General features: G+C 64.9%; 26 protein-coding genes. 16 read left to right on the top strand and 10 right to left on the bottom strand.

Annotated elements, in window-relative coordinates; all coding sequences use genetic code 11:
- Positions 1 to 32: 32 nt before the first annotated feature.
- A complete protein-coding gene (locus SPR01S_RS09120) occupies positions 33 to 485 on the bottom strand; it encodes a hypothetical protein (RefSeq protein WP_245661928.1) in 453 nt (150 codons plus the stop codon).
- A 200-nt stretch (positions 486 to 685) separates the two neighbouring features.
- On the opposite strand from SPR01S_RS09120, the gene SPR01S_RS09115 reads away from it, so the two are divergent.
- From SPR01S_RS09115 to SPR01S_RS09100, 4 genes are all read left to right on the top strand, one after another.
- Complete coding sequence (locus SPR01S_RS09115; RefSeq protein WP_066588328.1) at positions 686 to 1,588, top strand: SPFH domain-containing protein; 903 nt, start codon at positions 686 to 688, stop codon at positions 1,586 to 1,588.
- A 9-nt stretch (positions 1,589 to 1,597) separates the two neighbouring features.
- On the top strand, positions 1,598 to 1,807 hold the full coding sequence (locus tag SPR01S_RS09110; RefSeq protein WP_066588326.1) for a type II toxin-antitoxin system antitoxin: 210 nt from the start codon (positions 1,598 to 1,600) through the stop codon (positions 1,805 to 1,807).
- Between the two features lie 88 nt (positions 1,808 to 1,895).
- The gene (locus tag SPR01S_RS09105) at positions 1,896 to 2,141 is read left to right on the top strand and encodes a hypothetical protein (RefSeq protein WP_066588324.1); all 246 of its coding nucleotides are present in this window, start codon (positions 1,896 to 1,898) and stop codon (positions 2,139 to 2,141) included.
- The gene (locus tag SPR01S_RS09100) at positions 2,138 to 3,082 is read left to right on the top strand and encodes an alpha/beta hydrolase (RefSeq protein WP_066588322.1); all 945 of its coding nucleotides are present in this window, start codon (positions 2,138 to 2,140) and stop codon (positions 3,080 to 3,082) included. The genes SPR01S_RS09105 and SPR01S_RS09100 overlap by 4 nt, the downstream gene beginning before the upstream one ends.
- Before the next feature lie 6 nt (positions 3,083 to 3,088).
- Here SPR01S_RS09100 and SPR01S_RS09095 read toward each other — a convergent pair whose 3' ends face one another.
- The 4 genes from SPR01S_RS09095 to SPR01S_RS09080 all read right to left on the bottom strand — a co-directional run bounded on the left by SPR01S_RS09095 (position 3,089) and on the right by SPR01S_RS09080 (position 7,469).
- Positions 3,089 to 3,949, bottom strand: coding sequence for a S1/P1 nuclease (locus SPR01S_RS09095; RefSeq protein ID WP_066588319.1), 861 nt, complete (start codon positions 3,947 to 3,949; stop codon positions 3,089 to 3,091).
- A 173-nt stretch (positions 3,950 to 4,122) separates the two neighbouring features.
- Entirely contained in the window at positions 4,123 to 5,055 is a 933-nt protein-coding gene (locus SPR01S_RS09090) for an isoaspartyl peptidase/L-asparaginase family protein (RefSeq protein WP_066588316.1), read from the bottom strand.
- A complete protein-coding gene (locus tag SPR01S_RS09085; protein WP_066588312.1) occupies positions 4,976 to 6,199 on the bottom strand; it encodes an acyltransferase family protein in 1,224 nt (407 codons plus the stop codon). The genes SPR01S_RS09090 and SPR01S_RS09085 overlap by 80 nt, the downstream gene beginning before the upstream one ends.
- A 79-nt stretch (positions 6,200 to 6,278) precedes the next feature.
- Positions 6,279 to 7,469, bottom strand: coding sequence for an acyltransferase family protein (locus SPR01S_RS09080; protein ID WP_066588310.1), 1,191 nt, complete (start codon positions 7,467 to 7,469; stop codon positions 6,279 to 6,281).
- A 102-nt stretch (positions 7,470 to 7,571) separates the two neighbouring features.
- Between SPR01S_RS09080 and SPR01S_RS09075 the strand changes: the two genes are divergently transcribed.
- Complete coding sequence (locus SPR01S_RS09075; protein ID WP_157082104.1) at positions 7,572 to 8,402, top strand: LytTR family DNA-binding domain-containing protein; 831 nt, start codon at positions 7,572 to 7,574, stop codon at positions 8,400 to 8,402.
- Here the strand turns inward: SPR01S_RS09075 and SPR01S_RS09070 are convergent.
- A complete protein-coding gene (locus SPR01S_RS09070) occupies positions 8,367 to 9,566 on the bottom strand; it encodes an acyltransferase family protein (protein ID WP_084251060.1) in 1,200 nt (399 codons plus the stop codon). The two genes, SPR01S_RS09075 and SPR01S_RS09070, sit on opposite strands and share 36 nt — an antisense overlap.
- 203 nt (positions 9,567 to 9,769) lie before the next feature.
- Here SPR01S_RS09070 and ispG point away from each other — a divergent pair, with 203 nt between their 5' ends.
- The 9 genes from ispG (at position 9,770) to SPR01S_RS09025 (ending at position 15,172) form a co-directional block, all read left to right on the top strand.
- Positions 9,770 to 10,888, top strand: coding sequence for a flavodoxin-dependent (E)-4-hydroxy-3-methylbut-2-enyl-diphosphate synthase (ispG, locus tag SPR01S_RS09065; RefSeq protein WP_066588301.1), 1,119 nt, complete (start codon positions 9,770 to 9,772; stop codon positions 10,886 to 10,888).
- A complete protein-coding gene (locus SPR01S_RS09060) occupies positions 10,885 to 11,367 on the top strand; it encodes a thioredoxin family protein (protein WP_066588298.1) in 483 nt (160 codons plus the stop codon). Before ispG ends, SPR01S_RS09060 begins: the two co-directional genes overlap by 4 nt.
- 20 nt (positions 11,368 to 11,387) lie before the next feature.
- Complete coding sequence (locus SPR01S_RS09055; protein ID WP_157082102.1) at positions 11,388 to 11,783, top strand: DUF4345 family protein; 396 nt, start codon at positions 11,388 to 11,390, stop codon at positions 11,781 to 11,783.
- A gap of 59 nt (positions 11,784 to 11,842) precedes the next feature.
- A complete protein-coding gene (locus tag SPR01S_RS09050; protein ID WP_066588296.1) occupies positions 11,843 to 12,367 on the top strand; it encodes a retropepsin-like aspartic protease family protein in 525 nt (174 codons plus the stop codon).
- A gap of 246 nt (positions 12,368 to 12,613) precedes the next feature.
- Positions 12,614 to 13,498, top strand: coding sequence for a DMT family transporter (locus SPR01S_RS09045; protein WP_369405263.1), 885 nt, complete (start codon positions 12,614 to 12,616; stop codon positions 13,496 to 13,498).
- Between the two features lie 41 nt (positions 13,499 to 13,539).
- Positions 13,540 to 13,974 carry a GNAT family N-acetyltransferase gene (locus tag SPR01S_RS09040; RefSeq protein ID WP_066588388.1) on the top strand — a complete coding sequence of 145 codons (435 nt, stop codon included), beginning with the start codon at positions 13,540 to 13,542 and terminating at the stop codon, positions 13,972 to 13,974.
- Entirely contained in the window at positions 13,974 to 14,294 is a 321-nt protein-coding gene (locus SPR01S_RS09035; RefSeq protein WP_066588292.1) for a DMT family transporter, read from the top strand. The genes SPR01S_RS09040 and SPR01S_RS09035 overlap by 1 nt, the downstream gene beginning before the upstream one ends.
- Entirely contained in the window at positions 14,294 to 14,686 is a 393-nt protein-coding gene (locus SPR01S_RS09030) for a TfoX/Sxy family protein (RefSeq protein ID WP_066588290.1), read from the top strand. The genes SPR01S_RS09035 and SPR01S_RS09030 overlap by 1 nt, the downstream gene beginning before the upstream one ends.
- A gap of 111 nt (positions 14,687 to 14,797) precedes the next feature.
- Positions 14,798 to 15,172, top strand: coding sequence for an endonuclease domain-containing protein (locus tag SPR01S_RS09025; RefSeq protein WP_066588287.1), 375 nt, complete (start codon positions 14,798 to 14,800; stop codon positions 15,170 to 15,172).
- An 83-nt stretch (positions 15,173 to 15,255) separates the two neighbouring features.
- On the opposite strand, the gene SPR01S_RS09020 is transcribed toward SPR01S_RS09025, so the two are convergent.
- The 4 genes from SPR01S_RS09020 to SPR01S_RS09005 form a co-directional block, all read right to left on the bottom strand.
- Positions 15,256 to 15,960, bottom strand: coding sequence for a hypothetical protein (locus SPR01S_RS09020; protein ID WP_066588285.1), 705 nt, complete (start codon positions 15,958 to 15,960; stop codon positions 15,256 to 15,258).
- A complete protein-coding gene (gene ppa / locus SPR01S_RS09015; RefSeq protein ID WP_066588284.1) occupies positions 15,957 to 16,496 on the bottom strand; it encodes an inorganic diphosphatase in 540 nt (179 codons plus the stop codon). Before ppa ends, SPR01S_RS09020 begins: the two co-directional genes overlap by 4 nt.
- 34 nt (positions 16,497 to 16,530) lie before the next feature.
- A complete protein-coding gene (locus SPR01S_RS09010; protein ID WP_066588283.1) occupies positions 16,531 to 18,444 on the bottom strand; it encodes a M61 family metallopeptidase in 1,914 nt (637 codons plus the stop codon).
- Positions 18,445 to 18,531: 87 nt separating this feature from the next.
- A complete protein-coding gene (locus SPR01S_RS09005; RefSeq protein ID WP_066588282.1) occupies positions 18,532 to 19,170 on the bottom strand; it encodes a DUF1345 domain-containing protein in 639 nt (212 codons plus the stop codon).
- Between the two features lie 49 nt (positions 19,171 to 19,219).
- Between SPR01S_RS09005 and hisS the strand changes: the two genes are divergently transcribed.
- Together hisS and prfA are read left to right on the top strand one after the other, a co-directional pair.
- Positions 19,220 to 20,551 (top strand): histidine--tRNA ligase, encoded by a 1,332-nt coding sequence (hisS, locus tag SPR01S_RS09000; protein WP_066588278.1) that lies wholly within the window; start codon positions 19,220 to 19,222, stop codon positions 20,549 to 20,551.
- A complete protein-coding gene (prfA, locus tag SPR01S_RS08995; protein ID WP_066588277.1) occupies positions 20,548 to 21,630 on the top strand; it encodes a peptide chain release factor 1 in 1,083 nt (360 codons plus the stop codon). Before hisS ends, prfA begins: the two co-directional genes overlap by 4 nt.
- Positions 21,631 to 21,672 lie beyond the last annotated feature (42 nt).

The following is a 21,672-nucleotide window of genomic DNA, read 5'->3' as shown; positions in this document are numbered from 1 at the left end:
GGCCGGGGAGTGATCTCCGGCCTTTTTCGTGGCTACGCCTCCCATTTATCCAGTGCGCGCCGATAGGCGGATTCTCGCGCGGCCATTTCCTCTTTCAGATCGGCGATCTCGCTTTCCTGCTTCCTGCCCAACTCGCGTCGCTTGGCCTGCAACGCATCCAGCCGATGATCGATGTCGGCGAGGGCGCGTTCATGCCGCTGCTGCGCGGCGCTCAGCGCCTGCTCGGCCTTTTCAAGCGGCTTGCGGTTGGGCCGGGGCGGGCGCTTGGCTGTTTTGGGCGCGGGCGCCGTCTTGCCTCTGCTCGGCGCGCCGTTCCCCGCTCCCGCAGCCTTTCGATGCTCCGCGGCCGAACCCCGAGCGCGCTTGATCACCTCGCCCGGCTTGGCGAGCGGCTCCTTCGTCAGTTTGGGGTCGGTGACGATCTCCGCCGCACCTCGGGAAAACAGGTTCTTGGTCGTTCCCCAGGCCTTGAGCGCGGCTTTCATGCTCGGCGCCGCGACATAGGCGTCGTGGAAGCCGATCGGGGTGCGATAGACCTTGAGCTTCGGCATGATCGCAATGCTAACGCAGGGCCGGCGCGTTGGTGCCCGTGCGGTCGGCGGCCGTCGGAACCCTGCTGCCGAATGCGCTTGCGACTCGCTTGAGAACGATATAATGATGATATCATAATTAACGGGAGGGTCCGATGTCGGATTCGAATGGAAATGGTGCCGCCTTGACGTTGTCGCGCGAACGTCCGGCGGCAACGTCGAGCGGTTATGTGATGCTGCTCGTGCTGCTGATCGCGTTGGCGGCGGCGATCTATGGCGGGTTGACGGCAGACACCAATCCAATGGTCGGCGCACCGTTGATCATCGGCGGGACGATCGTCTTCGCCTTCGTGCTGTGCGGCTTCTACATGCTCCAGCCCAACCAGGCGGCGGCGGTCACCCTGTTCGGCAGCTATCAGGGCACCGACCGCAACACAGGACTGCGCTGGCTGCTGCCATGGCTGGGCCGCAAGAAGATCTCGGTCCGCGCCAACAACATTATTTCGGACAAGATCAAGGTCAACGATCTGCGCGGCAACCCGATCGAGATCGCGGCACAGGTGGTGTGGCGCGTGACCGATACCGCCCAGGCCTTGTTCGATGTCGACGATTACAAGGCTTTCGTGATGGTCCAGATCGAGGCGGCGGTGCGCACGATTGGATCGCGCTACCCCTATGACGATTTCGCGCACCAGGAAGTGACGCTGCGTGGTAATCATGATCAGGTAGGTGCCGAGCTTCGCCAGGAACTGATCGCGCGGCTGGCCATGGCGGGGATCACGGTCGACGAATGCGGATTCACGCACTTGGCCTATGCCCAGGAGATCGCCGGCGCGATGCTTCGCCGGCAACAGGCGCAAGCGGTGGTCGCCGCGCGCCAGACCCTGGTCGAGGGCGCGGTCGGCATGGTCGAAATGGCGCTCGACCAATTGAGCCAGAAAGGTGTGGTCGAACTCGACGACGAGCGTCGCGCGGCGATGGTGTCGAACTTGATGGTCGTGCTGTGCGGCGAGCGTGACACCCAGCCGGTCGTCAACGCAGGTTCGCTCTACCAGTAAGGCGATAGGATGGGCGCTCCTCCCAAAAAGGCGTTTCCGCTGCGCCTCGATCCCGCGCTTCACGCGGCGATCGAGCGCACGGCGGCGAGCGACCTCAGGAGCGTCAACGCCCAGGTCGAATGCCTGCTGCGCGAGGCGCTCGCGCGGCGCGGGGTGAAGCTGGCGGATCCGGTACGGCCCAAGCGCGGCCGCCCGCTCAAGCAAGGAGATCAGGAATGATCGGACGGATGACGAGCCGCGAGCGGCTGCCGATCCTGCTGGCGCTGTCGGTTCTGGCGCTCGGCATCGGTGCCGCGATGGTGCTGGCATGAGCGAGGGCGATTGGTTCGCGCCGAAAAAGCTCGGTATCGGCGCCGGTCTGCCCATCACCTGGCAGGGATGGGCGGTGACGATCGGCTATTCGGCGACAGTGATCGTCGCGGCAATGACCTTGGTGCCGCGGCATCCGGGAATCGCGGCGGGCGTCATTGTCCCGTTGACCGCCGCCTTCATGGTGATCTGCGCCCAGCACACACGTGGTGGGTGGAAATGGCGCTGGCGGGGAGAAGAATGATGAAGGCGATTGCGATGGCCGGCGCTGCATTGCTTGCGGCCGCGACCACGCCCACGGGCGTCGAGGTCACGATTCCCGGCCCACAGGGTGCGCTCGCGGGAACGTTGGTCGATCCGGACAAGGATGCGCCGGCCATCCTGATCATTCCGGGTTCCGGCCCGACCGATCGCGACGGCAACAATCCGCTCGGCGTGAAGGGTGGCGTCTATCGTCAGCTTGCCGAAGCCTTGGCCGCCAGGGGCGTCGCCACGCTCCGCATCGACAAGCGCGGCCTGTTCGGCAGCAAGGCAGCGATCCCCGACGCCAACGACGTGACGATCGCGGCCTATGCCGCCGACGCGCATGCCTGGGTCGATATGCTGCGCGCGAAAACCGGCCGCAAATGCGTCTGGCTGCTCGGACATAGCGAGGGCTCGCTTGTTGCCCTCAAGGCAGCGCAGGATCCCAAGGGGATTTGCGGCGTGATCCTCGTCTCGGGCGCGGGGCGGCCTTATGGCGAAGTGATTCGTGCCCAACTCCGCGCTAACCCCGCCAACGCGCCGCTACTGGCAGCGGGCGAGGCGGCGCTCGACCAACTCGAGGCGGGCAAGCGAGTCGATGGTGCGACCTTGCCGACACCCCTCCAGCCCTTGTTCCGCGACAATGTGCAAGGCTTCCTGATCGAGGCCTTCTCCTACGATCCGGCGAAGCTGGTCAGTGCGATCAAGCTGCCGGTGTTGATCCTTCAGGGCGACAAGGATCTGCAGGTGCCGGTGACCGACGCCGAGTTGCTCAAGCGCGGCCAGCCCGCCGCGACGCTCAAGATCCTGCCCGGGGTCAATCACGTGCTCAAACCGGTGGATGGCGATGACCGGGCGGCAAATGCCGTGACCTACGGCAATGCCGATCTGGCGATCTCGCCTGCCGTGTCCGAAGCGATTGCCGCGTTCGTCCGAAAGTAACTGACCTCAGCCGATCGCCTGATTCAGCAGCTTGGCCAACCGCAAGCCGCCGCGCTCGACTTCCAATCGAACCGTCGGGACCAAGCTTGCGATCGTCGCATTGTCCAGTTTCACCTTGGTCGGCGTCGGACCGCACGGATCGCCGCCGATCGCTGTCTTGTAGGTGACGTCGCGGGCGACCGCCCAGCTCTCGCGGCTCCAGTCGAGCACGTTGCCCGCCGCGATCCGCTTGCGCTGGGCGAACGAATAACGATGCACCAGGCTGGGGCCGGTCGAGATGGCGCGCTCGGCGAGATAGCCGTCCCAGATCGAATGGAGGTTGAGCCGGCTGGCGGCATAGGTGCCGTATTCGGCCTTCACGTCGTTGCCGCCCTTGTCGCCTTTCTCGCCGGCATGGAGTGGCTGGTGCAGGTCGCCGACGAAGTGGATCAGGAAGACGAGTGCCTCGACGCGCTGCTTGGTCGGCGTGTGACGATCCTTCAGAAGCTTCACGTCGCGAACGATCTGCGCCGAGACGCAATCGCCGTCCTTGCAGACGCTATCGACGTCGAACGGCGAGCAGATGTCGACGTCCTGATAATGCCAGGCGTTGGTATAGCCGAATTTCTGCTTGCCGTTCTCGTCCTTGATCCCCTTGATGCAATCCGCCCAAACCGCTGCGTCGTCGAGCGTGCCTGCCTTGCATTGCGGCGTGCCGAGCAGTTTCTGCTGGCGGAGCAATCGCGTGATCTCGCGCCGCGCCTTGGGCGTGATATTGGCCCAGGCGATCTCGGCGACCGTCTGATGGCCATATTCCCAATAGGCATTGGCGGGGGATGCAAGGACAAGTGCGGCGAGTGCGGCAGCAGCGGGGAGGAGGCGCTTCATGGGCTTTGCCTTAGGCTTGAGGGCGAGCGCTTCCAATCGTTTTAGAGTCGCCGTGTGCCTCTTCCTCGTCCCGTCTCCCCGGACTAGTTCCGGGGTCCAACCCTCCACAACGGAATGCAGCCGTTGTTGCATGTTGGATGCCGGGACAGGCCCGGCATGACGGGTGTGCGGCGTCAGCCCTCGTCCTGATAGAGCGCCACCCTGCGCCCACCATCCGACCCCGCACGGCCGCGGTACATGCTGGCGGTCGTAAAACTCCAGGCCATGCCGCCATCGGCCGCGGTGACGATCACCCCGCCAGTACCGCCAAGCGCCTTGACCTCGGCCATCACGGTATCGGCTGCCAGCTGCAGGCTCTCGCCCAGGAAACGGACGCGGGCGTTGATCTGGAACGCGACACTCTCGCGGATGAAGAACTCGCCCGCGCCGGTGCACGACACCGCGGCGCCGCGGTCATCGGCATAGGTGCCGGCGCCGATCAGTGGCGAATCGCCGATCCGGCCCCAGCGCTTGCCGGTCACCCCGCCGGTCGAGGTCGCCGCGGCGATATGTCCGGCTTGGTCGACCGCGACCGCGCCGACCGTGCCGTATTTCATGTCGACGTCGAACTTGCCGCCGTTCGATAGCAATTCGTCGAGCTGGCGGCGGCGTTCGGGAGTCGCGAACCAATCGGCGTCCGCCTGGTCGAGTCCATGCTCGCGGCTGAACGCGTCGGCGCCTTCGCGGCCGAGCAGGACGTGCACGCTCTGCTCCATCACGGCGCGTGCCAGCGTCACCGGATTCCGGGTCGCGGTTACGCCGGCGACCGATCCGGCGCGCAGCGTAGCCCCTTCCATGATCGCCGCGTCGAGTTCGTTCTTGCCCTCAAACGTGAACGCCGAGCCGCGGCCGGCATTGAAATGCGGATCGTCCTCGAGCACGCGGGCCGCCGCCTCGACCGCGTCGAGCGAGGCACCGCCCGCCGCCAGGATCGCGCCGCCCGCATCGAGCGCGGCATTCAGCGCGGCGCGAACGCCCGTATCGGTTTCAGGCCGGGTCTGGCTGCGCGTTATCGCGCCGGCGCCGCCATGGATCACCAGCGACCAGGGTTTGTGGGGTGTCGTCATGGCGGCGAGCGGTACCCTTGGCTGGGCGCCGCCGCAATCCGATCAGCGGCCGCAGCCAGTTCACTTCGCGCCCGATCAGGTAGAATGCCCAGCAGCCGGCCACTGTCGCCGGCACCAGGATCAGGAATTCGCCGAGCGCACCGATGCCCAACGGACGCAGCCAATATTCGGCCACGACAATGATCGTCTGGTGGATCAGGTAGAAGGGGAATACTGCCTCGGTCAGTGTCGGGCGCCACGCACCGTCGCGGTTCCAGAAACGCTCGGCGATGCCGATCAGGGCAGCGACCGCGGCCCAGCATTGAAGCTGATGCGCGACCAGCATCAGGTCGCCCAGCCATTGCGGCGGAAAGAGGTCGCCGGGATAGGCGATTTCGATGGCCGCGCCGAATGCGTAGCTCAGCACCGCGAGCACCGCCGCAGGCTTCCACCAGCGCACGAACGATGCGAGCACGCGTGACGACCGCGCGAGGCCGAAGCCGAACAGGAAAGCGGGAAAATAAGCGAGATGCGCAACGCCGTCGTTGATCAGGTCCTGGCTGTCGCTCCAACGGTGGAAGATCACCACCTGGCTCAGCACCAGATAGACGATCGGCAGTACCAATGCGCGCCAGCCGCCGAACACGGTATCGAACCACGCCTGCAGCCATTCGGGCCTGGGGACGAGCAGGAGCAGCGACAGCGCGGCGGTATAAGTCCACAGATAGGCCACGAACCAAAGATGGTTCCAGGTCGGCAGGAACACCCCATCGATCGCGCGGAAGCGGAAATAGTCCTGTATCAGGAAATGGCCGAAGCCCTGCGTGTAGCCATGCTGCGTCGTCACCTCGACCCAGCTTTGCGGTGGCACCATCACGACCATGCCGAACAGGAGCGGGATCAGCAGGCGGCTGCTGCGGCTCGACAGGAATTTCGCGACGCCGCTGGACTTGGCCAGCAGCGCCCGACTGGCATAGCCCGACACGACGAACAGCAGGGTGAGGCGCCAGGGGTTCGTCACCAGCATCAGCACCGACAGCCACTCGACCGGCTGAGCGGTCTTCACATGGAAGCCCCAGGGCGTGAAGACCATCGCGGTATGATAAAGGATCAGCAAGGCGAAGGCGCCGACGCGCAGCCAATCCATGCCGTAATGACGTGCCATGCCGGTCCATGTAGCGATTGAGGGCGCGATGACTACCCATCGCGCCCTCCGTAGTTCCCCGATGCGGGTAGAAAGGGGCTCAGGCGACGTCGGGCCGCGCCCGGATGTCCTCGATCCAGCCGCCCGACATCGACGGCTTGGCGGCCTGCCCACGCGCCTTCAGGCCGATCAGCGGGCGCAACAGGTCGATTTCGCGCCCAACGAGATAGAAGGCCCAGCATCCCGCGATCGTCGCCGGGACCAGGATCGCGAACTCAGTTGCCGCCCCCAGGCCGAGCGGCTTCACCCAGAATTCGACCAGGATGATCACCGTCTGATGGATGATGTAGAAGGGGAAAGTAGCCTCGGCGAGCGTCGAGCGCCAGCGATGGTCGTGGTTGAGGAAGCGTTCGGCCACGCCGATCAGCGCCGCGATCGCGAGCCATGTGTCGATCTCGCGCGCCAGGCGGAAGACGATCGTCACGTTATGGCTCGGAAAGCTGAAATCGGGATAGGCGACCAGCAGTCCGGCGATCACGGCGTAGCAGGCGACGGCGGTCGCGGTTGATGCCATCCACCAGCGCGTGAGGCCATCGCGCACCGCGCGCGAGCCGGCGAGGCCGAAGCCAAACAGCAAGGCGGGGAAATATTGCAGATGGGCCGGCCCATCGCCGAACAGATCGTGCGTTTCTTCCTGGTGCGGGAAAAGCCAGAATTGGGTGATCAGCAGGAAGATCACCGGCAGCCCCAGCGCCCGGCCGCCACCGAACACGCGATCGAACGTCGCCTGCAGCCGGTCCGCGCCGGGTATTAGCGTGATCAGCGCGAGGGCGAGCGTATAGACCCACAGATAGGTCACGAACCACAGATGGTTCCAGGTCGGCATGACGATGCCGTCGAGCTTGCCGAAGCGGAAATAGTCATGGGCCAGGAACCAGAAATAGGATTGGCCGTATCCGTGCTTGCCGACCAGCTCGACCCAGGTCTGCGGCGGGACGATCACCGCCATGCCGAAGATCAGCGGGATCAGCAGCCGCGACGTGCGGTTCTTCAGGAACCCGCTTATCCCCGTGGATTTGGATAATAACGCGCGGCTGGCATAGCCCGACACCACGAACAGCAGGGTGAGCCGCCAGGGATTGGTCAGCAGCATCGGGATCTCGACCCAGTCCATCGGCTGCGCGGTCTTGATGTGGAAGTCCCAGGGCACGAAGACCATGCCGATATGGTAGAAGATCAGGAGCGCGAATGCGCCGATCCTCAACCAGTCCATTCCATAATGCCGTTCCATCGTTCGCCTCCGTTCTTTGCGATGCGGTGACGGCTAGTCGAGGCCTTCCGGGGCCGGTATCGGAGAGGGCTGGACAGCGGCTTTGCGGGGACGATCGAAATAGTGGCTGGGACGAACGGCGGGTGGCGCGGGATGAACGGGACGCAGCGCAGGCTGGCGCTCGTGCTGGCTGCCGGCTTCCTGGTCATCGTCGCCGCGATCATGATCGCCAATGCCGAGTCTTCGCTCAGTGATCTTCGTGCCAACGGTCACTTCCTCCGCCCCGACCTGATCTGGTCGTGGGAATGGACCAGCATGATGGCATGGTTCACGGTCTGGCCGGTGATCTGGCTGGCGGTGAAGCATATCCGTCCACCCCGTTTCCCCTGGGTCGTGGTCGGCATCGTTTTCGTGCTCGGCAGCGTGATTGCGTCGGCTTGGCACGTGGCGCTGATGGTCGAGTTGCGGCACCTCTATTATTCCGCGACCGGCGCGGGGACCTACCAGTTCTTCGACGGGATCGAGAACAAGCCGCTCTACGAATATCGCAAGGACGTGGGTTCCTATCTGCAGTTCGTCGGGCTGTTCGCGCTAGCGCAATGGCTGATAGCGCGGGCCGGAACGGATCCAGCCGCGGAATCCCACGTGCCGAAGACACTCGCGGTCGGCGACGGCGCGGTCACACATCACGTCCCGATCGAGGAGATCGAATCGATCGCATCTGCCGGCAATTACGTCGAGATCGCCTGGGGCTCGCGGACGCTGTTGCATCGCGCGACCCTGGCGGCGGTCGAGGCAGAATTGGGCGATGCGTTCCTGCGCATCCATCGCGGCCGGCTGGTGCGGCGCGCGGCGATCCGCCGCATCGAAACCGATAAATCGGGGGACTTCACCGTCGAACTGGCGTCGGGCGCAAGCCTACGCGGAAGCCGGCGCTACCGTCCGGCGGATTGATCTCGGACTGAGGCCAACGAGCGGCCGCAGCCAGTCGATCTCTCGTCCGATCAGGTAGAAGCCGACCGCGAACCCGAACGTGCCGGTCAGGATCAGCGCGAACTCGACGAACGGGTTGAGGTTCAGCGGCAGCGTATACCACGCAATCAGGATGATCGCCGGATGGTGGGCGATATAGAGCGGGAACACCGCTTCGGCCAATGTCGCGCGCCATTTGTGATCGTGATCGAGATAACGGCTGGCGAGCTGGAACAGCACCAGGATCATGCTCCAGCCCATCGCCAGCCGCGCCGCGCGATCGAGCATCATGATGAGGTGCGGCGGGACGTTATGCCCTTCATAGGCGAGCTCGATGCAAACCACGGTCACCCCGGCGACCAGCGCGACCGCCGCCGCCGGCCATTGCAGCCGCGCGATCGTCGGCCACAATTTGCTCTCGCCCGCCAGCGCGAAACCGAACAGGAAGATCGGACAATAGGCGAAATGCGCATTCCAATCGGTGAACAATCCCTGCTTTTCGGAAAGGACGAACATCACCGAAAACTTGAGCAGGATCAGCGCGGCGATCGGAACCCAAAGCAATCGCGCGCCCGGCGCCAATCGGTCGACGGAGCGGGTCAGCCGCTCGGCATCCCAACCCGGCGCGAGCAACAAAGCCGCCAGCGCCATCGTATAGGCCCATAGATAGGCGACGAACCACAGATGCTCCCAGTTCGGGAAGCCGTGGCCATAAACGGGGGTGACGCTCCAATAATCGGTCAGCCAGAAATGGAGCAGGCTGCCCGGATAGCCGGCCTCGCGCGCTCTGACCCACATTTCGGGCGGGATCAGCGCGACCATTGCGAAGCCCCAGGGAATCAGCAGCCGGCGATTGCGTGAATCGGTGAAGGCGCGGACGTCGCGCGTCTTGTCGAACAACTTGCGGCTGGCATAGCCCGATACCGCGAACAACAGCGGCAGGCGCCACGGCGTCAGCAACGCCATCGGCGCGGTCAGTTCATGATAGGTGACGGGAGACTTGATCACCCAGTCCCAGGTCGAAAAGACCATCGCGACATGATACACGATCAGCAGGCCGAAAGCGCCGATCCTGAGCCAGTCCAGGCCATAATGTCGTCGCTGGGGAATCATCGTGCCGTTCGTATCCGAGTTGATCCAGATCATAGCGGACTGGCCCTGACCAAAAGGTTATCGCGAACGAAACCTCGGTTGCCCAAAATGAGTGTTGGCGGTTTTTTGTCGGCGTGGATCGTCGACTCGACGACGGGATGGCTGGATCTCGCCGTGTCTGAGCTAAGATCCGCGCGAGGGTGCTAGGTTTCGCGGCCGCGCGCCGCTATATGGCGGGCGACCCAAGAGGATTTCGAATGTCAGTTCGTCCCTGGCGCGACATCACGCGCCGCAAGAGCCGCCAGATCATGGTCGGCAACGTTCCCGTGGGCGGCGATGCCCCCGTCACCGTCCAGACGATGACCAACACGCCGACCAGCGACCCGCGGGCGACGATCGACCAGATCCGCCGCTGCGAGGATGCCGGCGTCGACATCATCCGCGTGTCATGCCCGGACGTCGAGTCGACCGCGGCGCTCAAGCAGATCGTCCGCGCCGCGCGCGTGCCGATCGTCGCCGACATCCATTTCCACTATAAGCGCGCGCTCGAGGCGGCCGACGCCGGCGCCGCTTGCCTGCGCATCAATCCGGGCAATATCGGCTCGGCCGAGCGGGTGAACGAAGTCGTCGCGGCGGCCAAGGCCAATGGCTGCGCGATCCGCATCGGCGTCAATGCCGGCAGTCTCGAGAAGGACCTGCTCGAGAAGTACGGCGAGCCGTGCCCCGACGCCTTGGTCGAAAGCGCGCTCGATCATATCAAGCTGCTCCAGGATCGCGACTTCCACGAATTCAAGGTCGCGGTGAAGGCGAGCGACCTGTTCCTCGCGGTCGCCGCCTATCAGCAGCTGGCCGAAGCGGTCGATTGCCCGCTCCATCTCGGCATCACCGAAGCCGGCGGGTTCGTCGGCGGCACGGTCAAGTCGGCGATCGGGATCGGCAGCCTGCTCTGGTACGGGATCGGCGATACGATCCGCGTGTCGCTCTCGGCCGAGCCCGAGGACGAAGTGCGCGTCGGGTTCGAGATCCTGAAGGCGCTCGGTATCCGCAATCGCGGCGTCCGCGTCGTGTCGTGTCCGAGCTGCGCGCGCCAGGGCTTCGACGTCATCCGCACCGTCCAGGCGCTGGAGGAGCGGCTCCAGCATATCCGCACGCCGATGTCCCTGTCGGTGCTGGGCTGCGTGGTCAACGGACCGGGCGAAGCGCGCGAGACCGATATCGGCATCACCGGCGGCGGCAACGGCAAGCACATGGTCTATCTGTCGGGCGTGACCGACCACCATGTCCAGGACGCCGACATGATCGAGCATATCGTCAAGCTGGTCGAGGCCAAGGCGGCCGAGATCGACGCCGCCGACGAGGCGAAAGCGGCGGCATGAAGATCGCGCTCGGGCTTGTCGCGGCGGCGATCGCGCTCGCCGCGCAGCCCGCGGCGGCTGACTCCGCGGCACCGACCGCAGCGCCCGTCCACCCCGAGGCGCGGCCGTTCGGCGATCCCGATCGCGCCGGCCGCGACGTCGCCGATGCGATGGCGCGCGCCAAGGCCAATGGCCATCGCGTGATCCTCGTGTTCGGCGCCAATTGGTGCCACGACAGCCGCGCGCTGGCCGGCTGGTTCGCCAGTCCGCGCTTCGCCGCGATGCTCAGTGCCCGCTACGAAATCGTATGGATCGATGTCGGGCAGAAGGACCGCAATCTCGATCTCGCCCGCCGCTTCGGGCTCGACGGGATCAAGGGAACCCCGACCGTGCTGATGCTCGATAGCATCGGCAAGCCGCTCAACCTCAAGGACGCGCCGCGCTGGCACGACGCCTCGACGCGCAAGGAAGACAAGATCTACAATTACTTCGCGCGCTAGAAGCGGGAAGGGGAGGGGCCATGACCGACGGACGCTTTCGCTTGGCGCAGATGCTGGTCGGTCTGCTCGCGGTCTTCGCGGTGGCGTTCGGCGTCTTCATGCTCGCCCAGCCGCAGCTCTGGTATCGTTCGATCCCTACGGTGCCGTTTACCGGGCCCTTCAACCAGCATTTCATTCGGGACATCGGCGCGGCCTATCTCACCAGCGGGATAATGTTCGGTTGGGCGACGCTGAACTTGCGGGTGCGGCGACTGGCAGTGCTGGCCGGGGCGTTATGGTTGAGCCTCCATGCCCTGGTCCACCTGTACGAAGTGATCACCGGCATTTGCGGCGTCGCGATCTTCTGGCGCGATTTCCCCGGCGTGTTCGGGCCGCCGGCATTGGCGCTGTTCGGCTGGTGGCTGGCCCGGCGGTAAGGTCTTCTTAGGCATCACTATTAGCCAAGCTGCAATCGCCGCGCGGTAGAAGAACAATCATGAAATACGCGCTGCTCGTCGTGACCGTGATCGGGATAGCGATCGGCCTCGCTCTGCCCGGAGCGAAGCGCGCGCCGATCGCCGTCGCTCCGCCGGCCACTGCGGCTCCACCGGGCGCCGCCGCTCCGCCGGCCGCGGCCGCGGCGGCGCCTGCCGACCAGCCGCAGCCGACTGTACTCGATCGTGCGGATAATGGGCACTTCTTCACCGTGGCCGACGTCAATGGCGAGCCGATCAAGTTCGTCGTCGATACCGGCGCGACCGAGGTCGCGCTGACCCAGGACGACGCGCGGCGCGCAGGGATCAAGTTCGATCCTGGCCAGTTCGACGTGGTCGGCACCGGCGCATCGGGCGCCGTGCGGGGCCAGGAAGTCGAGCTTGAGGATGTCGTGCTCGACGGCAAGCGCGTAAGCGGCATTCATGCCGTGGTGCTCGACGGGCTGACCATCTCGCTGCTCGGGCAGAACTATCTGCGTCGGCTCGACAGCGTGGCGATCAGCGGCGACAAGATGACGCTGAAATAGGCATAAAATTCCTCCCCGGAACGGCGAGGGGGACCGCGCGGCACAGCCGCGTGGTGGAGGGGGCCCTCTACCAGCTGTTTTTGACCTGTTGCTCGTCTGTCGCGGGCCCCCTCCACCAAGCCGCTTCGCGCCTTGGTCCCCCTCCCCGTTCGGGGGAGGAATTGGCCCCTTCCACAAGCCCACCTTCTCACCTCATGAGGGAACAGGCCGGTGACGTGACGATCGCCTGCCGCTATCGGCATGGATATGCCGCGCAGCCCCGCCTTCGTGTTTTCCGTCGCGGTGCTGGGGATCGCCGTCTTCTCGTCGATGGACGCAGTGATGAAGGTGCTGGTGATCGAGATCGGCGCCTATGACACCTTGCTATGGCGGACCCTGGCCGGCGCGATCCTGACTGGGCTGCTTTACCTGCCGCAGCGGACTGCCTGGCCGTCACGGGCGACGATGCGCGTGCATCTGATCCGCGGATCGGTGTCGGCGGTGATGGCGGTGACCTTCTTCTGGGGTCTCGCCCGCGTGCCGATGGCACAGGCGATCGCGCTAACCTTCATCGCCCCCTTGCTGGCGCTGTTCGGCGCAGCGTTCCTGCTCAAGGAACATATCTCGCGCCGCGCGATCGTCGCCTCGCTGGTCGCCTTTGCCGGCGTCGGGGTGATCATGCTGGGTCAGGCGGCGTCGGCGCCGTCGCCCGACCGCTTCCGCGGTACGATTGCGGTCCTGACCTCGGCGGTCTGCTATGCCTATAATATCGTGCTCATGCGGCAACAGGCGCTGGTCGCCGGGCCCAAGGAAGTCGCTTTCTTCCAGAGCGTGATCGTCCTCGTGATTCTCGCCGCCGGAGCGCCGTTCATAGCGCACGTTCCCGATGCGCGGCATGCGCCCGCGATCGTGGGAGCGGCGGTGCTGGCGACGGTATCGCTGCTGCTGCTCGCCTGGGCCTATGCTCGCGGGGAGGCGAACTATCTCGCGCCAACCGAATATACCGCCTTCATCTGGGCGTCCTTGTGGGGCTGGGTCGTGTTCAGCGAGCGAATCGCGCTCTATACGCTCGCCGGGGCCGCGCTGATCATCACCGGCTGCCTGATCGCCGCGCGGCGGCGGTCGATCGAGACTGTGGAGGCTGCGTTTTGACCCTGACTATCCGTCCCGCCACGCCGCAGGACGTCGCGCTGATGCTGCGCTTCGTCCGTGAACTCGCCGAGTTCGAGCGCGAACCGGACGCGGTGAAAGCGACCGAGGAGAGCCTGACGCAAGCGCTGTTTGGTGAGCGATCGGCAGAGGCGGTGATCGCCGAGCAGGATCGCGAGCCGATGGGCTTCGCGCTGTTCTTCCACAATTTCTCTACCTGGACGGGGCGCAAGGGTCTGTATCTCGAAGACCTCTACGTGACTCCCGAGGCGCGGGGATCGGGCGTCGGCACGGCGTTGTTGCGGCACCTCGCGGGCATCGCACTCGACCGCGATTGCGGACGATTCGAATGGGCGGTGCTCGACTGGAACACCCCGGCGATCGATTTCTACTCTGCTATGGGCGCCGAGAGCATGGACGAATGGCGAATCCGGCGGGTCAGCGGCGACGCGCTGGTCAAGCTCGCCGGCCGCAGCTGATGGCCTGGGTCTGGCTGATCCTGGGTGGCTTGTTCGAGGTCGGGTTCACCACCTGTCTTCGTAACGTCGAAGGGTTCCGTAACATCCCCTGGACGCTCGGCTTCCTCGGGTCGGTCGCGCTGTCGATGGGTTTGCTCGAATATGCGTCGCGTTCGATCCCGATGGGTACGGCCTATGCGGTGTGGGGCGGGATCGGCGCCTTGGGCACGGTGATCGTCGGCATTGCCTGGTACCAGGAACCCGCCAGCCTGCCGCGGTTGCTGCTGATTCTCGGCGTGGTTGCGTGTATCGCGGGGCTGAAGATCACGGGAGCACGCTGATGGCGGCCGATCAAGGCCTGATCGATTGGGTGAGCGAGGCGATGGAACCGATCGGCCGCGTCACCAAACGCGCGATGATGGGCGGCGCCACGCTCTATTGCGACGGCACCATCTTCGCGATCGTCGCCAGCGGTGGCGGGCTTTGGCTCAAGGCCGATGCCGACAGCGACGCGGTGTGGGACGAAGCGGGCTGCGAGCGCTTCACCTATGAGATGAACGGCAAGACCGGGAGCATGAATTACCGCCGTGCGCCCGACGACGTGTACGATGACGCGGATGAACTGCGGCGCTGGGCTGCGCTCGCGCTTGAGGCGGGAAGGCGGGCGCCGAAGAAGGCGCCGCCGCGTCGGACGGCGCGGGTGACGACGCGGGGGCATGTGGCGCGGAAATAGCTTTAACAACGGGCGCCACCGGCAGGGTGCTCGCCAACTTTTTAATCCTCCCCCGCCAGGGGGAGGTGGCAGTCCCCGCTGCCGCGGGGACTGACGGAGGGGGAGGAAGCAATGCGGCTCGAAGGTTCGGGCAGCGGCAAGCGTAACGCGAAGCGCCTGCGCAAGGAAATGACGCCACCCGAAATCGGACTCTGGATTGCGCTGCGCCGGAATGAGGCGGGCTTGCGTTTCCGCAAGCAGCACTCGGCGGATGATTATGTGCTGGATTTCTACTGCGCGCCCGCACAGCTTGCGATCGAAGTCGACGGCGAGGCGCACAGTCGTGGCGATCGACCAGAACGCGATGCGGTTCGCGACGCATGGCTCGTGTCGCAGGGGCTGCAAGTTCTGCGTTATCCGGCGATTGAGGTATTGACCAACCTTGAAGGCGTAGTCGGTCAGATCATCGCAGTTGCGCTCGAACGACGAAAGAGGTTTCAGGGCTGATCCCCGTCCGCCCCCTCCGTCGCCTTCGGCGCCACCTCCCCCTGGCGGGGGAGGATTAGAGGGCGACAACGCCGGTAGCAGATCTATCCGGCCCTTGCTCCCATTCGCCGTCCAAACACTCCCGACGCAAAAGACGCCACAATCGCTGTCACCAGGATCGCGAACCAGGCGTAGGTGAAGCCGGCCATCATCATCGCGTTGGGCAGCGTCCAGAAGCCGTAGATCGTCGCCGCGCCGCCGACCGCGACGATCAGGCCGAACAGCATCGGCCACAATTTGAACTTGGCGAGCAGCGCCAGGCCGATCGCGGTGGTGCCGAGCGCGAGCAGCGCGAACTTGATATGCACCGCCCACCACAAGGCGTCGAGCTGTCCGGGTGTGCCGGGCAGAGTGTCCATGATCCGCCACATGAACACGCCCTCGATTTCGTCGCTGAGGCCTGCGATCACGAGCATCGCGACAATCGCGAGCCGTAACCGGCCGCGACTGGCGGCGATCGCCGCCAGCGCGAGGAACGCGGTGTAGGAGGGGATGAAGCCCAGCGCGTCGAGCCACAGGCCCGTACTCTGTGCCGCGACGAAAGTCGCCCGGCACGCGCCGCCGCCGAACAAGGCGGCAATGTCGCCCGGCGACCGGGCCAGCTCGAAGGCCAGGATCGGCCCGAGCTGGCCGGAGCCATCAAATGTCCCGCAGGCGACCAGCCCGGGGATCTTGCCGAACGCGAACGAACAGGCGAACGCGACCAGTCCCGCCAGCACACTCAGGCGCCAGGCGGTCCGTGGCCTCACGCCGGCTGGGATTCCTTCGCGCGCTCGATCGCCTCGATCACGATCTGGCGTGCCTCGGCCGCGTCGCCCCATTTGCCGACGCGCACCCACTTCTCGGCCTCGAGGTCCTTATAGTGGGTGAAGAAATGCTCGATCTGCGCGAGCACGATCGAGGGGAGATCCTGCCGCTCGCCGACGTCCGAATAATAAGGAAAGGTCGAATCGACCGGGACGCAGATCAATTTCTCGTCGCCGCCATGCTCGTCCTCGAGGTTGAGCACGCCGATCGGCCGGGCGCGGACGACGCAGCCCGGCACGAACGGCGAGCGCGCGATGACCAAGGCATCGAGCGGGTCGCCGTCGGGCGACAATGTATGCGGAACGAAGCCGTAATTGGCCGGATAGCGCATCGGCGTGTGCAGAATACGGTCGACGAAGAGCGCGCCCGATTTCTTGTCGAACTCGTACTTCACCGGCTCGCCGCCGACCGGCACTTCGATGATCACGTTCAGGCTTTCCGGCGGGTTGTCCCCGACCGGTATCAAATCGATCTGCATCTCATTCCTTTATGGCGTGGCGCGCCGCCCCGTCTCAGCGGGGCTGGAGCAGCAGGTCGAGACCGCTCTCCCCGGTCCCGGTTTTCACCAGGTGCGGATAGCGCAGGCCATCATGATAGTCGATGCTCACGCTGCGAACTTCTTCGCCTGCCTTGACCAAAAGGATGATGGGCGTTTTCGTACCCTTGGCTTCGGTCACCGCCGCCTTGAGCCGCTCGTCGGAATAGGCGAGACCGTTCACGCCGACGATCGTGTCGCCGATCGTAAGACCGGCATCGAACGCCGGGCTCTGCCAGCGAACCGAGCTCAGGCCGCCATCGGCGGCGGCGTTGAGGCCGAGCGAATAATAGAAATCGCTATATTTGCGCGCCCGCTCGGCCTGCTTGCCGATCGATGGCTGCACATCGGTATAGACGAGCTTGTAGCCGTTGCGCTCGAACCCGCCCAAGGGCGCAGGCTCGCCAACGCCGTAGAGCCGCTTGGTCAGCAGGCCGCGCCAGTCATAGGGCTGGATCTTGTCGAGCGTCGCGACGACGTCGTCGAACGTATAGGTGACTTCGCCCCAGTCGCCATCGTTGATGCCGAAAAAGGCGCGGGCGAAGTCGTCGATCGACTTGCTGCCCTTGGACTGCTGGCGGAGGATCGAATCGACCTCCATCCACACCAGCAGGCCTTCGTTGTAATAATCTTCCGAGCGCTGGTTGCTGGTCCAGCCCTTGGGCCGGCGGTTGGAAATGATCGGGTCGTTGGTCGTGTCGATCAGCGGACGCCAATTGCGGCCCGGCGTGTTGTCGAGATTGGCCATGATCGCCGCATAGCCGTCGAGCGTGTCCTGCTTCGACACCAGCCCCGACCGCGCCTGGAGCACATAGCCCCAGAATTGCGTCTGCCCCTCATAGACCCAGAGCAGGCTGTCGCGCATCGGATAGAGGTAATCGGGGGTCCACAGGTCGGCACCGCGGCGGAACTTGCCGTCCCAGCTATGCGTGTATTCGTGCGGCAGCAGGTTACGCGCGCCCGCCATGTTCTCCCACTCGCTGAAATAGCCCATCCGCGTGCCGTCCTCGGAACTGCGATGATGCTCCAGGCCGATCCCGCCGAGCTCGTTGGAGATCGACAGCAGGAATTCGTAATGGTCGTAATGCTGCGCGCCGAAGGTCTTCACCGCCTGATCGACCAGGCGCTTGTGCGCGTCGATCATCGCCGGGGTAGCGGAATCGAGCTCCTTCTGGGTGTCGGCATAGACGTTGAGGTTGACCCGGTCGCTGAGCGGCCACTTCTTGTAGTAGCGCCCGGCCAGCATCGGACTGTCGAGCAGGATCTCGTAATTGGTCGGCTCGTACGTATAGGTCGACCCCGTGACCTTGGCGTTGAGTGCAGACGACGCGGTCCACCCCTCGGGATATTTCACCGTCATGCGGATCGGAATCTGCCGCACGAAATAGCCCGCGGGATAAAAGCTGGTGCCGATCGGCTCGAGGCTCAGCAGGTTACGCGTGACCATCATGCGACCCTGGTCGCCCTTGGTCGAAGTCACATATTTGAACGAGACCTCGATCGACTTGGCGCCCTTCGGCACATCGAGATGGAACGCATAGACCTCGACAGGGTCGCGCTTCCACGCCACGGACTTGCCCGCCGCGGTGATGTGCAGGTCGACGACCTTGTCGATCTCGTTGCGCGGCGTGTGTCCGCCCGGCACCCATTTCGGATAGAGCAGCACCATCTCGCCGCTGCCCGAGACCGGGATAGTCTCCTTGACGACATAGATGCCGCGCATCGTGTCGGTCGCATCGACGTCGAGCGTCAGCGTTCCCGGATAGGGCTTGTCGACCGCGACGGGGATCGTGTTCTCGATCGGCGTCGGCTGCGGCTTCGAATTTTCGGCGAGGGCGACGGTGGCAACGGAGGAGGCGAGGAGGACGGCAAAGGCTGCGCGACGGAGCATGGAGAGAGGACCCCTTTTTGATGTGCGGCCGTCCTAGGACGGCGATACACCCGTCGTCCAGTAGGTAACGCTAGGGAATTGTTGGAATCACGCTCCACCGATCGAGTTGATCGTGAAGGCCAGCACGCCCAGGTTGAAGACGAAGGCGGCGAGGCAATGCCCCGTCACCACGCGGCGGACGCGGCGGCTCTTGATGTCGACGTCGCTGGTCTGGAACGTCATGCCCAGGGTGAAGCTGAAATAGACGAAGTCCCAATAATCGGGGTCGTCGCAGTTGGGGAAATCGATGCCGCCGCTGTCTTCGTTATCCTCGGCCGGCGAATAATAGAGATGCGCGTAGTGGAGCGCATAGATCATGTTGGAAAAGGTCCAGGCGAGCACCAGGGACGTCAGCACAAGCCCGATGGTGAAGGGCGATGCCTTGTCGAGCTTTTCGGTGACCACCGCGACCATGATGATGATCGACGTCATGACGGTGAGCAGCAACAGGAAGGCGCGATTGGCATCGTTGCGCTGTGCCGCCGCGCGCATCTGTTCCGCCGTCCCGCGGGCGAATAGCGGCATGATCGAAGCCAGGAAAATGGCTGCGGCGATGTCGAACGCGATCATCGCACCGCGTCCATAGCCCTGGGCCGGGATCGTCACGAACAGGCCTCCAACAAAGATCGCGACGAAGGCGATGAAGCGCGGAGGCGCGAGCCGGTGACCGAGATGCATGTTCGCCATGACGAAACGCTAGCGTAGGCCGCGCGCCTCTACTAGATACCCGCCCCCAATGGCACGTATCGAGACTCCCCGGCCCATCAGGGGCACCCAGGACATTTTCGGCGACGAGCAGCGGCGGTTCGCGCGCGTGCTCGAGGCGTTCGACCATGTCCGTAAATTGTACGCCTTCCAGCGCGTCGACTTGCCCGTGTTCGAGGATACCCAGGTGTTCGCGCGGTCGATCGGCGAGACGACCGACGTCGTTTCCAAGGAAATGTACACGTTCGAGGATCGCGGCGGGGATTCGCTGACCCTGCGCCCCGAATTCACCGCGGGCGTGTGTCGTGCCTATCTGACCAATGGATGGCAGCAACATGCGCCGCTCAAGCTCGTCACGTCGGGAGCGGTGTTCCGCTACGAACGCCCGCAAAAGGGGCGCTACCGCCAGTTCCACCAGATCGACGCCGAAGTGATCGGCGCGGCCGAGCCGGCAGCGGACGTCGAATTGCTCGCCTTCGCCGATCAGCTGCTCCACGAACTCGGCATTGCCGACGGCGTGACGTTGCAGCTCAACACGCTGGGTGATGCCGAGACGCGCGATGCCTGGCGGAACGCCCTCGTCGCGCATTTCGAGAAACATCGCGGCGAACTGTCGGAGGACAGCCTGGTGCGGCTCGACAAGAACCCGATGCGCATCCTCGACAGCAAGGACCCGCGCGACCGGCCGATCGCCGATGCGGCTCCCGATATCGACGCGCACCTGACGAGCGAGGCGGGGGACTTCTTCGAGAAGGTGACCAAGGGCCTAGACGCGGCAGGCGTCAAATGGACGCGCAACGGCCGGCTGGTGCGCGGGCTCGATTATTACCGCCACACCGCGTTCGAGTTCGTCACCGATCGGCTGGGCGCGCAGGGCACGGTGCTGGCAGGCGGCCGCTATGATGGTCTGATCGAGTCGCTGGGCGGGCCTGCCACGCCGGGTGTAGGCTGGGCGGCGGGTGTCGAGCGGTTGGCGATGTTGCTGGAGCAGGCACCTGAGCCAGAGATTGTCGCGGTAGTCGTGCCTGCCGGAGACTCGGCGATGGAGGCGACTACTAAGTTGCTAGCGACTTTGCGGCGCGCCGGTGTTCCCACGGATATGGCGTTTCGGGGCAATCTGAAGAGGCGCTTGGCTAAGGCTGACGCTCAAAACGCGCATATCGCTATCATTGTCGGCGAAGCGGAGATCGAAAAGCAGGAATATACGGTCAAGATACTGAGGTCTGGCGGCCAGCAGGCAGTGCCGGCGGGCCGGTTCGCGGCTGTTCAGAGTTCTGTTCGGCAAGCAGCATGGGAGCGCGATAAGGCTGCATCAGTCTCGACCGTTCTCGTCAACGCGCTGGGCATCGGCGAGGACGAATGACCTCCATCTCCCCCGAACGGATCGCGCAGATCGAGGCGCGGCGCGACGAATTGTCGGCGCTGATGTCGACCGGCGACTTGTCGGGCGAGCGTTTCGTCCAGGTGTCGAAGGAATATGCCGAAATCGAGCCGGTGGCGAAGGCTGCCGGCGAAGTGCGGCGCCTGCGCGCGGAGCTCGCGACCCTGAGTCATATGGCCGAGGACGATGCTGCCGATGGCGAGCTGAAGGCGATGGCGCGCGAGGAGATCGAGGAGATCCGCGCGACCTTGCCTCAGGCCGAACGCTCGCTGGCGCTGGCGCTGCTACCCCGCGACGCCGCCGACGAACGCGCGGCGATGCTCGAAATCCGTGCCGGCACCGGCGGCGACGAGGCGTCGTTATTCGCAGGCGACCTCTTCCGCATGTACCAGCGCTATGCCGAAGGGCAGGGCTGGCGGGTCGAGTTGATCTCCGCCTCGACCTCCGAAGCGGGCGGCTTCAAGGAAGTCGTCGCCTCGGTCGAGGGCAAGGGCGTGTTCGCCAAGCTGAAGTTCGAAAGCGGCGTGCACCGTGTCCAGCGTGTGCCGGTGACCGAAAGCGGCGGGCGCATCCACACCTCGGCGGCGACCGTCGCGGTGCTGCCCGAGGCCGAGGATGTCGACGTTCAGATCGACGAGGCGCGCGACTTGCGGATCGACGTCTATCGCTCGTCGGGGCCGGGCGGGCAGTCGGTCAACACCACCGACAGCGCGGTGCGCATCACGCACTTGCCGACCGGGCTGGTGGTGATCCAGCAGGACGAGAAGTCGCAGCACAAGAACAAGGCCAAGGCGCTCAAGGTGCTCAGGACGCGGCTCTATGAAGCCGAGCGCGAGCGGCTCGCGGCGGAACGGTCGGGAACGCGCAAGGCGATGGTCGGCTCGGGCGACCGATCGGAGCGCATCCGGACGTACAATTTCCCGCAGGGGCGCGTGACCGACCACCGCATCAACCTGACCTTGCACCGCCTTCCGGAGATTCTCGAGGGCGACATGGACGAGCTGATCGGCGCGCTGATCGCCGAGGACGAGGCCGAACGACTGGCGACGCTGGATGGCTAAGTTCCCCTCCCGCTCGCGGGAGGGGCTAGGGGAGGGCATGTT

The organism is Sphingomonas pruni NBRC 15498 (genome assembly GCF_001598455.1).
GTDB lineage: Bacteria > Pseudomonadota > Alphaproteobacteria > Sphingomonadales > Sphingomonadaceae > Sphingomonas > Sphingomonas pruni.
This window is presented reverse-complemented; position numbering and strand designations above follow the sequence as displayed.